The sequence below is a fragment of the Corallococcus sp. CA049B genome (genome assembly GCF_003611685.1).
Taxonomy (GTDB): domain Bacteria; phylum Myxococcota; class Myxococcia; order Myxococcales; family Myxococcaceae; genus Corallococcus; species Corallococcus coralloides.
Map to the genome: position 1 here is coordinate 1 of NZ_RAWC01000270.1, position 10,837 is coordinate 10,837.

Annotated in this window: 11 protein-coding genes; 2 read left to right on the forward strand and 9 right to left on the reverse strand. The window is 72.2% G+C overall.

Annotated elements, in window-relative coordinates:
* Window positions 1-357: hypothetical protein (locus D7W82_RS35185; RefSeq protein WP_233588126.1), on the forward strand; the 357-nt coding region annotated here is incomplete at its 5' end.
* Here D7W82_RS35185 and D7W82_RS42445 read toward each other — a convergent pair.
* Both D7W82_RS42445 and D7W82_RS35195 read right to left on the reverse strand, forming a co-directional pair.
* Window positions 358-1,074, reverse strand: coding sequence for a hypothetical protein (locus tag D7W82_RS42445; RefSeq protein WP_120622493.1), 717 nt, complete (start codon window positions 1,072-1,074; stop codon window positions 358-360).
* Between the two features lie 113 nt (window positions 1,075-1,187).
* Window positions 1,188-2,114, reverse strand: coding sequence for an NmrA/HSCARG family protein (locus D7W82_RS35195; RefSeq protein WP_120622494.1), 927 nt, complete (start codon window positions 2,112-2,114; stop codon window positions 1,188-1,190).
* A gap of 159 nt (window positions 2,115-2,273) precedes the next feature.
* Here D7W82_RS35195 and D7W82_RS35200 point away from each other — a divergent pair, with 159 nt between their 5' ends.
* Window positions 2,274-2,879 carry a hypothetical protein gene (locus tag D7W82_RS35200; RefSeq protein WP_120622495.1) on the forward strand — a complete coding sequence of 202 codons (606 nt, stop codon included), beginning with the start codon at window positions 2,274-2,276 and terminating at the stop codon, window positions 2,877-2,879.
* A gap of 22 nt (window positions 2,880-2,901) precedes the next feature.
* On the opposite strand, the gene D7W82_RS35205 is transcribed toward D7W82_RS35200, so the two are convergent.
* The 7 genes from D7W82_RS35205 to D7W82_RS35235 all read right to left on the reverse strand — a co-directional run.
* Window positions 2,902-3,306: a DUF2203 domain-containing protein gene (locus D7W82_RS35205; RefSeq protein ID WP_120622496.1), complete on the reverse strand. Its 405-nt coding sequence runs from the start codon at window positions 3,304-3,306 to the stop codon at window positions 2,902-2,904.
* 103 nt (window positions 3,307-3,409) lie between these two features.
* On the reverse strand, window positions 3,410-4,177 hold the full coding sequence (locus D7W82_RS35210; protein WP_120622497.1) for a hypothetical protein: 768 nt from the start codon (window positions 4,175-4,177) through the stop codon (window positions 3,410-3,412).
* A gap of 214 nt (window positions 4,178-4,391) precedes the next feature.
* A complete protein-coding gene (locus D7W82_RS35215; protein WP_158617782.1) occupies window positions 4,392-6,767 on the reverse strand; it encodes a PAS domain S-box protein in 2,376 nt (791 codons plus the stop codon).
* Between the two features lie 192 nt (window positions 6,768-6,959).
* Window positions 6,960-7,682, reverse strand: a complete 723-nt coding sequence (locus D7W82_RS35220; protein ID WP_120622499.1) for a c-type cytochrome — start codon at window positions 7,680-7,682, stop codon at window positions 6,960-6,962.
* Window positions 7,679-8,905 (reverse strand): YncE family protein, encoded by a 1,227-nt coding sequence (locus tag D7W82_RS35225; RefSeq protein WP_120622500.1) that lies wholly within the window; start codon window positions 8,903-8,905, stop codon window positions 7,679-7,681. Before D7W82_RS35225 ends, D7W82_RS35220 begins: the two co-directional genes overlap by 4 nt.
* The gene (locus D7W82_RS35230) at window positions 8,902-9,546 is read right to left on the reverse strand and encodes a hypothetical protein (RefSeq protein WP_120622501.1); all 645 of its coding nucleotides are present in this window, start codon (window positions 9,544-9,546) and stop codon (window positions 8,902-8,904) included. The genes D7W82_RS35225 and D7W82_RS35230 overlap by 4 nt, the downstream gene beginning before the upstream one ends.
* A 2-nt stretch (window positions 9,547-9,548) precedes the next feature.
* The coding region (locus D7W82_RS35235) for a hypothetical protein (protein WP_120622503.1) at window positions 9,549-10,837 on the reverse strand (1,289 nt) is incomplete at its 5' end.

A 10,837-nucleotide genomic window follows, 5' to 3' on the forward strand; every position in this document is an offset into this window, starting at 1 on the left:
ACACCGGCCATGGTCGCTCCCTGCCGCGTGTTCATCTTCGGCGTGGGGAGGTTGTTCATGGTCGGCTTCATCAATTCGCGCAACGGACGGTGGATTCGGATTCTGGCGGGCACGGGCATGGTCCTGGGCGGGCTGGGCACGGGCACGCCCCGGGGCGCGATGGTGGCGCTGACGGGCCTGCTGCCGCTCCTGACCGGTGCGCTGGACTTGTTCCCGTTGGGGCCGCTGATGGGCCTGCCCCTGCGGGGCGCGGACGTGCGGCGCGCGCTGGGGCAGCCGGAGGAGGCACCGCTGCTCGACCTGGCGCACGACGGGGGGCGCTCTCCCTACGCGCCCCCCAGCACGCTGCTGCACTAGCTACTTCGTGCTCACCTGGAAGGGGATGCCGAGCGAACCGAACGGCTCTCCCGTCTGGGCATCCACCAGCTTCAGCTGGAGCGTCACCGCGTTCTCGCGGTGGGTCACGCCCTGGAAGTAGAGGAAGCCCTCCTGCGTGCCGCCAGGCTCCAGCGTGCCCTCCGGCAGCGCGTTGTTGAGCATGTCCTCCGTGGGCAGCGGCTGCTCGTAGTAGTACGGGTACGGCCCGTAGAAGGGGCTGCCCCAGCCCCAGGGGCCGCCGTACCAGCCCGGTCCCCAGCCGCGCCAGGGCCCGTAGCCGTAGCCGCCGCCCACCCACATGCCGCCCCGGGGATACATCGCCGGGCGGATTCGTGCGGGCTCCTCCGCGTCGCGCGACGAGCTGGCCCGCCGCAGCGACAGGGGCGCCAGCGCGCTGTAGCGGAAGTGCGACTCCTGGCCCACCAGCGCGAAGTCCTTGTACTGGAGGCGAAGCGGGCGGTCCCCGTGGTTCTCCAGCCGGACGTAGACGGGGGTGACCCGGCGCTCCAGGTCGGACGGCGAGCCCTGCCACGCCGAACCGTCCGCCGTGAGCCGCACGCCCGCTTCCTCCGTGATGGCGCTGCTCTTGCCGCCCTGGAGGACTCCCGCTTCCGGCACGGGCCGCAGCTTCGTCTCCGCCGCGCAGCCCGCCATCAGCATCAACCCCAGGGCCCCCACTCCCAGTGCTCTCCGCATCGCATGCCTCCTCGCACTTCAAGGTAGGGCGTGCGGCGTTCAGGGGATGACATGCCTCGTGCTCCACCCCGGGCAGCGGGCGGGCGGGACAGGGCTCTTCACCCGTGCGTCCCTCAGGGCTGGGGCGTCACCGGCTCAGCGGCGGTGGCGGGCCAGGCGGGCGCGTTGACGAAGTCCCAGTCCTGATGGCGCGCCCAGGTCTCGAAGGTCTGCCAGCCCACGCGCGGGTAGCTGTTGCGCAGGGTGAGGATGTCCGCGTGGTAGCCCACGCGGTCCAGCCACTCGAACATGGCCGCCAGGTCCTCGCTCTGCTGCTGGAGTCGAGCCAACGGGACCTGCTCGAAGTGGATGCGGTGGCCGCCCACCATGGAGAGCAGCGCGGCGGCCTGCTGGCCCGTCACCTCGTCGGAGGCGACCTCGATGCGCTCGCCGATGAAGCGCTCCGGGTCTCCCAGCACGTGCAGCGCGAAGCCGGCCAGGTCCTCCACCGCGACCATCTGGAGGCCGCGCGTCGCGGGCAGCCCCAGGGCCAGCTTCCCCTCCGCCAGCAGGTCGCGCGCGGGCGGGTGGAGGAGGTTCTCCATGAAGTAGGTGGGGGCCAGGATGGTGAAGGGCATGTCCCGCCGGCGCAGGTACAGCTCCACGGCGTGCTTGCTGTCGAAGTGCGGGATGCCGGTGAGCTCCGACGCGCCCGCCACGGACGAGTAGACGAAGTGCCGCACGTTGGCGCGCTTCGCGGCGTCCGCCAGGTTCTTGCCGTGCTGGACCTCCGCGTCCACGCCGCCCGCGCCGAAGGGCGTGGCCATGGCGTAGACGGCGTCCACGCCGTGCATGGCGCTCTCCAGGGAGACGAGGTCGTCGAAGTCGCCCTGGGCCAGGGTGACGCCGGGCCTGCGCAGGGCTCGGGCGGCCGGGGCGTCCGCGTCCCGCACCAGCGCCACCACGTGATGGCCCCGGTCGGCGAGCTTGCGGAGGACGGCACCGCCCTGCTGGCCGGTGGCGCCAGTGACGAGCACGGTGATGGAGAAATCCACGGGCATGGCTTCAGACCTCCGGACGCGACGTGTCACGGAAAACTGGAGACGCCCCCGTCCAATGGCGAGGCCTGGACGCCGCAGTGTCCTCCCCCGATCACAGGCTCCCGAGGCAGGCAGGCGACTTGAAGGGAGGGACAGGCGGCGTGGCATCCTCCCGGCCCCATGAGCAAGCGTGACACGCCCCCGCCCTCCGAGCTGGTCTCCGCCGCCCAGGCGCTCGACGCCGAGCTGCTGCGCTTCGAGGCGCTGTCGGAGCAGCTGAAGGAGGCGCCCCTGACGTCGGAGAAGCACCTGGAGCGCGCGTCGACGACGCTCAAGGACCTGGCGGACCTGGACGACGCGCTGCGGATGCGCGTGGGCGCGCTGGTGCAGGCCATCACCGGGGTGCGTAACCGGCAGCAGGCGCAGGCGGACGCGGTCAACGTGTGCGCGCAGGCGCTTCAGCAGCGCACGGAGGTGTTCAAGGAGCTGCTCACGCGCTACGGGGCGCTGGGGCAGAGCGCGGCGGACCTCAACGGGCGCATGCAGGAGTTCGCGGCGCTGCGCCAGCAGGCCACGCGCACGGCGGAGGAGGACGCGCGGCTCACGGAGGTCTTCACCGCGCTCCAGGCGCGCATGGCGGAGGTGGCGGACGACGCGGCCACGCTGACGCGCGCGGCGGAGGAGGCGAAGTTCACCGACATCGGCCGGCAGGCGGAGTCCCTGCGCCAGCAGCTGCTCTCCGCGCGCAACAAGCTGGGCCTGCTGCACCAGAGCCTGTCGAAGTGACGGGGCGCTTTCTGCTGAGCCTTCAGCTGAGGTAGGTGGGCTCGAAGTCGTCCGGGCTGTCGATGGGGCGGCGTCCGGAGAAGCCCGCCTTCAGGTCGTGCCAGTGCGCCACGGCGTTCTCGCCGAAGCGCCAGCACAGGTAGACGGGCTCCTCGCCGCGCCGCGCGTGGAAGTCCACCAGGCCGTCCGCGCCCTTTATCTCCAGGCCCATCTCCTGGAGCGGGCCCAGCTCACCGCGGATGCGCTCCAGCAATTCGTCGCGCTCCTCTCGGAAGGAGCGCACCTCGGCGGTGTCGGGTGGGGCCTCCGGGCCGTCCAGCACCTCCGCCAGCTTCTGCACGCGCTCCACCCAGGGGCGCACGCGCCCGAAGGTCTTCGTCAGCAACGGCACCAGCCGGCTGGCCTCTTCCACGCTGAAAAAGCGCATCGGGGGACAGCATGCAGTGGGAACCCCCCGCAGGCCACTCCCTTCGGGGCCTGTCACAGCGGCCGTGACCTGTCTGAAACAAGTCAACGGGCGGGAGGGGCGGTCACCCGCGCCGCAGCGAGGACAGGTTTTCCAGGAGCCAGCGCCAGGCGGCTTCGCGCAGGGGGAAGGCGGCCTCGCGCGCGAGGAAGTCAGCGGTGTGCTCCGCGGCGCAGCGGCCGGCGTCGTCGTGGGCGTCGTGGAGGTCAGCGCCCGCGTCGGTGGCGGCGAGGTCCGCGTGCAGCAGGGCGTGGAACACGATGAAGTCCACGACGAAGGCGGGCACGGTGGGGCGGTCCAGCGCGGGGTGGACGCGCACCTCGCGCAGGCGCGCGTCGTAGCCGCCCAGGTGGATGGTGCGGCGGGTGCGGCGCGCGGGGCGGCGGGCCCAGCCCACCTCCACGGCGTGCACGCGCCCGTCGAAGTAGGCCGCGTCCAGCCGGGCGTGGACGGCCTTGAGGTCGAAGCAGCGGCCGCGCGCGCGCAGCGGGGCACCGGGCCTGCGCTCCCGGCGCACCTGGTCGTGGTGGGCGTGGCTGAAGGCCTCCAGCACCTCGCGGGCGGCGGTGTCGCCGGATACGTAGAGGGCCAGGGCGCGCACCACGGCGTCGGGCGCGTCCAGGAAGAGGTGGTGCAGGCGCAGGCGCACGCCTTCGGGGAGGCGGCGGTAGCTCACCAGGGTGGCGCGGTTGTCCGTGAGGCGCAGGTGCACGGGCCGGCCCAGCAGGGCGGACACGCGCCGGGCCAGCTCCGCGGCCCGGGGCAGCGCGTCCTCGCGCGAGGGCAGCCGCGAGCGCGCCGGCTCAAGCCCGGGCGCCGGGGCGTCGAACATCGCCAGTTGTCCGGGCGGCGGACGCATTGGGGGAAAGGTAAGCCCTGTCCCCGCCCGCTGGCCAGGAGGATGCGCGGCGTCCTGCGCGGGCCGTGGGCTGCTCTGCCTCGAGCGCCGCGTGCGTCCAGTGGCCGGAGGGCCGGGCCTCCACCGGCGCCGGAGGCCTCGCCGGGGCCCGGGCGTGTCAGGCGTTCCACCCGGGCCGGGGGGGCCGTCACGCCTTCGGAAGCGCGGGGTACCGGTCCGCGAGCGAGGCGATGACGGCGAGCAGCTCCCCGGGCTCCACCGGCTTGGGCACGTGGCTCTGGAAGCCGGCGCGCAGCACGCGGGTGCGGTCCTCCGAGCGGGCGTACGCGGTGATGGCCACCGCCGGGGTGTGGCCGCCCTTCTCGGGGGGCAGCGCGCGCACGCGCTCGATGAAGCCGTAGCCGTCCGTGACCGGCATGCCGATGTCGGAGACGAGCACGTCCGGATGCTCCGCCTGGAGCACCTGGAGCCCCTCCACCGCGGAGCCCGCGGTCACCACGTGGGCGCCGCTGTCCTCCAGGAGCGTGCGCAGGAGTTCCCGCGCGTCCTCTTCGTCATCCACCACGAGCACGCGCACGCCGCCCAGCTCCGGCGGGGGCGCGGGCAGCCGCTGCGCCACGGGAGGTTTCGGCGACGGCGGCATGGCGGGGTCGCGCCGCTGCGTGACGGACAGGGGCAGCCGCACGGTGAAGGTGGCGCCCCGGCCCTCGCCGTCGCTGGCGGCGGAGACGGTGCCGCCGTGCATCTCCACGATGTGCCGCACGATGGACAGCCCCAGCCCCAGCCCGCCCGTCTTGCGCGTGCTGCCGCTGTCGGCCTGCCGGAAGCGCTCGAAGACGTGGGGGAGGAAGGCCTCGGAGATGCCCTGGCCGGTGTCCTCCACGGTGAGCTCCACGAGGGAGTCACGCCGGCACACCACCAGCCGCACGTGGCCGCCCCTGGGCGTGAACTTCACCGCGTTGGACAGCAGGTTCCACACCACCTGCTGGATCCGGTGCGGATCTCCCATGACGCTGCTGGAGGTGTCCACCGTGGCCCGCACCTCGATGTGGCGCGCGTCCGCCGCGGGCCGCACGGACTCCAGCGCCTGCTGCACCGCCGTGGACAGGTCCACGGGCGCCACGTCCAGCTTGAGCTTGCCGGACACGATGCGGCTGACGTCGAGCAGGTCCTCGATGAGCTGTCCCTGCGCGCGCGCGTTGCGCTCGATGGTCTCCAGCGCGCGCTCCTGGCGGGACTCTCGCAGGTTGCCGGTGCGCAAGAGCTGCACCCAGCCGAGGATGGCCGTGAGGGGCGTGCGCAGCTCGTGGCTGATGGTGGCGAGGAACTCGTCCTTGAGCTGATTGGCTTCTTCCGCCTCGCGGCGCGCGGCGCTCTCCCGGGCGAGCAGGGCTTCGCGCTCCACCTCCGCCTGCTTGCGGTCGGAGATGTCGATGACGCTGCCGATGTAGCCCAGGAAGTTCCCGTCCGCGTCGAAGCGGGGCGAGCCGGTGTCCACGGCCCACCGGTAGTGTCCGTCCGTGCCGCGCAGCCGGTAGTCCAGGCGGAAGGGCCGGCGGGCGGCGTTGGAGTCCGTGAAGGTCCGCCGCGTGCGCTCCAGGTCATCGGGGTGGAGGGCGTCTAACCAACCCAGGCCCAGGCCCGTGGCCTCGGTCTGGCCGGTGAAGGCGTACCAGCCCCGGTTCAGGTACGTCGTGGAGCCCTGCGCGTCCGTCACCCAGAGCATGACGGGGGCGTGGTCCGCCATTTCACGGAAGCGGGTCTCGCTGTCGCGCACGGCCTCCAGCAGTTGTTCGCGTTCCTGGGCCACGGCCTTCTGTTCGGTGATGTCGCGCGCGGCGGCGTAGAGGAGGCCCAGCTCGGGCACGGGGCGCGAAGACCACGCGAGCCACCGGTAGCGGCCGTCGCGGGTGCGGAAGCGGTTCTCGAAGCGCAGGGTGGGGATGCCCTGGGACAGCTTGCGCAGCTCCTCTCGGGTGGCAGCCTGGTCGTCGGGGTGGACCAGGTCCATGAAGGGGTGCTGGTAGAGCTCCGCCTCGCTCCACCCGAGCACGTGGACGAAGTGCGCGTTCACGCGCTTGAAGTACCCGTCCATGCCCGCGACGCTGAACATGTCCGGGGACAGCTGGAAGAAGCGCTCGCGCTCCTCGACTTCGGCGTGGCGGCGCTCGGCGCTGTCGAACGCGAACGGGATGACGGCCTGGGCCAGCGCGTTGTCGATGCAGGCGCTGAGCACGCGCAGTTGCCGCGGCGGCACGTCCATGTCGGCGCGCTCGGCGCGGGTGAGGATGCAGTCGCGCAGGAGGGCATATTCGCGCGTGACGAGGGACACGTCCGCGCCCAGGCGCAGGCGCTGCCGGCCGTGGGCGCCGGAGATCTCACTGTGATGGAGCGCGGGTTGGCCGTCAGCGTCCTCCTCCGCCTTCGCGAGCATGGCGTGGAGCTCTTCGAGGAAGGCGGGCAGGGCGTCGACGATCTGCTCGCGTGACAGGCGCAGGGGGGTGAAGAGGGGCGACACCCGGGCGACCCAATCCTCCAGGAGCGCCTCGCGGTCGGTGTCCATCAGCTCGGCCAGGGACGCAGGGGGACGGCCCCTCGTGGGCACTGGCCCTTCGGAGGAAGGGCCCCGCTCCTGTGAACCCGACGAAGCCATGAATGTTCTTGAGGTGCGGCGGCCGGGTGCGCGTGGGCAGGGGCGGGATGCCCTGCGCCTCGCTCCTTGCCTGTGCACCGGTCAGACGGGTTCAGCGCACGGCTACAGCCCCAGGTACGTGAGCAGCGCGCCCAGGTCCGCGTCGGACAGGGCCTCCGTGCTGTAGAGGGGCATGTTGCCGCCCACGCCGAAGAACGGCCCGTGCCGCACCTTTTCGATGACCACCTGCGCGTGCGGGATGCCCGGGAAGGCCTGGTCGTAGGTCCGCGTCACCTCTGGCAGCACCGACGCGGAGTCCGTCAACCGGCCCTCTCCCGTGTGTGGCGCGCCGTGGCAGTGATGGCACGCCGTCTGGTACACCGCTTCGCCTCGCGTGGCGTCGCCCCGGGGCACGTCCTGGATGTCCTTCACCACCGTGAACGGCAGCGCCGGTGCCTGCGCGTCCGGGCTGATCCGCGACAGGTACTCATACAGCGCGCGGGAGCGCGGCTCCTCCGCTCCCAGCTTCGTCACCCCGCGCATGAAGTTCACGTAGCAGAAGTTCACCGCGTCCAGCAGCCGCGTCTCGTTGCCGCCCCACCAGCTCGGCCGCGCCGCCACGTTGTACAGCGTGTGCCCTGAGTCGATGCGCCACGCCTGCGCCTCCGGCGTCGTCACATGGCACGTCGCGCACGAGAACCTGTTGTACTCGCTCGGCGACAGCCACGCGTCCCGGAACAGCGCCTCCCCGTAGTCCGCCGCCGCCACGGGCCCCGCCGTGTCACCCCCGCACCCGGCCAGCATCCCCACGAGCAGCGCCGCCACTCCTCCACGCAGGCCCCTCATGGCTGCCCCCGCAACAGGCTCACCGAGTCCGGGAAGATGCCCATCTTCACCGTGGACAGCACCGTGCCCTCCGACAGGTCCACGACGTGCAACGTGCCCGGGCCGATGTGGTCCCCTTCGCAGACCGCCAGCCCGTGGCGCTCGTCCGGCGTCAGCATGAACTGGTGCACGTTGAGACAGCCCGCCTGCGACAGTTGCACCGTGCGCTGCACCGTGGACGTCGCCGCGTCGATGACCGCCACCGCGTCCTCCTGCTGATAGGGCATGTAGAGCGTGCGGCCGTCCTGCGTGAACGCGCCGAACATGGGCGCGCCGCGCAGGTACACCGTGCGCTCCGGGTTCATCGCGCGCGTCCCGGGCTCCAGCACCTGCACCTGCTTGCTCGCGAGCGAGCTGACCCACACGTCCCCCGTCGTGGGCGACACCGTGAGCGCGTACGGCTGATGCCGTGGGTTCACCGCCGTGCCCGAGCCCGCCGCCACCTTCACGCGCGTCACCGGCTTGCCCTCCGCCGCCAGGTCCACCACCGCGACCTCGTCCGACCAGCACGCCACGTACGCCGTGCGCTCATCCGCGGACAGGCGCACCGCGTGCGGCGCGGGGCACACCTGCACCCGCTCCTTCACCGTCATCGTCTCCGCGTCGAGGATGACCATGCGCGCGACCATGTCCTTCTCCGGCCCGCCCTTTCGCGCCACGTCCGCGATGCGCAGCAGGTCGAAGTGCGTCTGGTACAGCGTGCGCCCGTCCGCGCTGACGATGACGTCCCCCGGGTTGCGGTCCACGCGCGTGGACGCCACCAACCGGTTGTCCTTCGCGCTCAGCTTCAGGCAGTAGCCGTCCGCCGTCCCCGTCCCATGCGCGCCATGCGGACCCGAGCCGCCTCCAGGCACGTAGTTGGAGATGCCCACGTAGTAGTAGTCGCCCGCGGGTGACACCGCCGTGTGGTGCGGTCCCTCCAGCTCCACCGGGTGCAGCCCCACCGGCACGCGAGCCAATTCGCCCCAGCCCGGCGTCCCCAGCCCGTCCATCTCCAGCAGGCTCACGGAGTCATCCAGGCTGTTCGTCACCAGCAGCCGCCCGGACGGCCCCGGCGGAGGCACCGTCGTCCCTCCCCGCGTCCACGGGTTTGGATCCGCGTACGTCAGGTCGGGCACGTTCGGCGGTTCGCTCTCCTGGCACGCGCCCAGCGCCAGCGCGCAAAGCCAGACCGCGCGCCTCACTTGCTCCTCCCCATCGCGAAGGGCACCGGGGTCCCCAGCGAGTACGGCCCCTCCGTGATGCGGTTCTGCACCAGGTACGCGCTCACCACCTGCACCGACAGCGCCTTGCCCGCCGCGTCCTTCACCGTCTGCCAGGAGCCGTCATCCAGTTGCCACTGCAACTCCGACGTCAACACCTGCGCGATGGGGCACTCGCGCCCGGCGGCATGGACCTTCACCCAGTAGAGGTCGCCCGTGTACGGCGGCAGGTGGGCCTCGGCGGTGGGCAGTATCCAGTTCCCCAGCCACGCGAGCACCGAGCGCTTCGATTCGCGCGGGCGGCCTTCCAGCGAAGGCACCGCGCGGCCCGGACGCTCCAGCGACGCGCGCAGCGGAGACGTCCACTGCCACAGCGGCGCGGCCTGGTCCGTCCAGTACGACTGACCGGACTCGGGCGACGTGAGCGTCACCGCGCGCGAGCTGTCCTGGGGCTGGTTCCGCGCATCCACCAGCGTGCGCCACGCCTCGTCCGTGGCGCCGCCCGCGTACAGCGGCTCCTCGCACCCGGTGACCTGGGGTTCCTCGTCATCGCCATTGCACGCGCTCAGGGCGAGCAGCGCGGCCGCGGCGGTACTCCAGCGCAGGGACGTCTTCAGCTTCATGGTCAGGGCTCCTGGCGCCGCCGGCCGCGGCGCATCAACGGGCGCAAGGGAATCAGGAACAGCGGAAGCAACATGCCCGCGGGCGCGGCGGCACAGCCGGAGGACGGCTTCGGCTTCGGGTCGGAAGGCGTGCCCGCGTCGTCGTCCGGAGGCTGCACGCCCGCATCCGGCACGCCCGCGTCCGGAGCGCCATCCGGGTAGAGCGGCGCGCCAATCGTCTCCGCGACCTGGGGCCAGCGAGACGGGCACAGCTCCCGCACGGGCGTGCCCGCAGGGCACTGATGGCTGCCCTGGATCTGCTCCAGGCTGAAGAGGGGCTCCCAGGTGGTGCCGTCGTCGCTGCTGCGCGCCAGCGACCAGTCATGCAGCCACGGCGAGCCGCAGCCGTAGATGACGTCTCCCACGCGCGTCACGCACGCGTTGCCGGTGGGCAGCACCAGCTTGGAGAAGGGCCCGCCCTGCTGGCTGCGGAAGAAGGAGTTGTACGTGGACACCCACGCGGTGCCGCCGTCGGCGGAGACGTCCATGTTGATGAACACGTCGTCGATGCCGGCGCCCGTGCGCGCGGTGAAGGTGCGCCCGCCGTCCGTGCTGTGCAGGATGTGCGTGGAGCCCTGCGCGGACACGCGCGCCCAGACGCCGAGCGGCGCCACCGGATCCGTCGCCGTCACCACGAAGTCGAACGGGCGCACCAGGTCCGGGAAGGCCTGCGGCAACTCCTCCCACGTCTCGCCCGCGTCGTCGCTGCGGAACAGGTACATGCGCGCCGTGTCTGAAGCGGACACGTAGAGCGTGCGCGGATCCGCGGTGGACACGCGCACGGCGGAGAAGAGGACCCCCGCGCGCTGGAGCCCCAACGGCCGCCACGTCTCTCCGCCATCGTCCGAGCGGAACACCCCGTTCGTCGCCGACGTGGAGCGGCCCGTGGCCACGTACAGCACCGCGTCATCCGTGGGGTGCGCCGCGAGCCCCGTCACCCAGGTGTCCTTGAACGCCGGGTGCGACGTCCACGAACACGCGCCGTCCTTCGAGGACAAGAGCGCGTTGCCGGTGGCCGCCAGGAGTTCCCCCGTCTCGCGCCAGACAAAGGACTCCGGTCGCCAGCCGCCATACCCCATGGCATCCGGACACACCCAGCGCCACGTCCGCCCACTGTCGCGCGAGATGACCGCGCCGAACGTGGCCCCCACGAAGAAGTCCTCGGAGTGGCCGCGACGCAGCGTGACGTTGGACGTCTCCGGCAGGCCCGCGTGCGCCCAGGCCACGCCCGAACTCACCGAGCTCAGGAGGC

Excerpts from the sequence above, each read along its gene's own strand:
- D7W82_RS35195 (WP_120622494.1), bottom strand. The coding sequence starts at position 2,114 with ATGCCCGTGGATTTCTCCATCACCGTGCTCGTCACTGGCGCCACCGGC.
- D7W82_RS42445 (WP_120622493.1), bottom strand. The coding sequence starts at position 1,074 with ATGCGGAGAGCACTGGGAGTGGGGGCCCTGGGGTTGATGCTGATGGCG.
- D7W82_RS35210 (WP_120622497.1), bottom strand. The coding sequence starts at position 4,177 with ATGTTCGACGCCCCGGCGCCCGGGCTTGAGCCGGCGCGCTCGCGGCTG.
- D7W82_RS35230 (WP_120622501.1), bottom strand. The coding sequence starts at position 9,546 with ATGAAGCTGAAGACGTCCCTGCGCTGGAGTACCGCCGCGGCCGCGCTG.
- D7W82_RS35200 (WP_120622495.1), top strand. The coding sequence starts at position 2,274 with ATGAGCAAGCGTGACACGCCCCCGCCCTCCGAGCTGGTCTCCGCCGCC.
- D7W82_RS35215 (WP_158617782.1), bottom strand. The coding sequence starts at position 6,767 with ATGGACACCGACCGCGAGGCGCTCCTGGAGGATTGGGTCGCCCGGGTG.
- D7W82_RS35205 (WP_120622496.1), bottom strand. The coding sequence starts at position 3,306 with ATGCGCTTTTTCAGCGTGGAAGAGGCCAGCCGGCTGGTGCCGTTGCTG.
- D7W82_RS35220 (WP_120622499.1), bottom strand. The coding sequence starts at position 7,682 with ATGAGGGGCCTGCGTGGAGGAGTGGCGGCGCTGCTCGTGGGGATGCTG.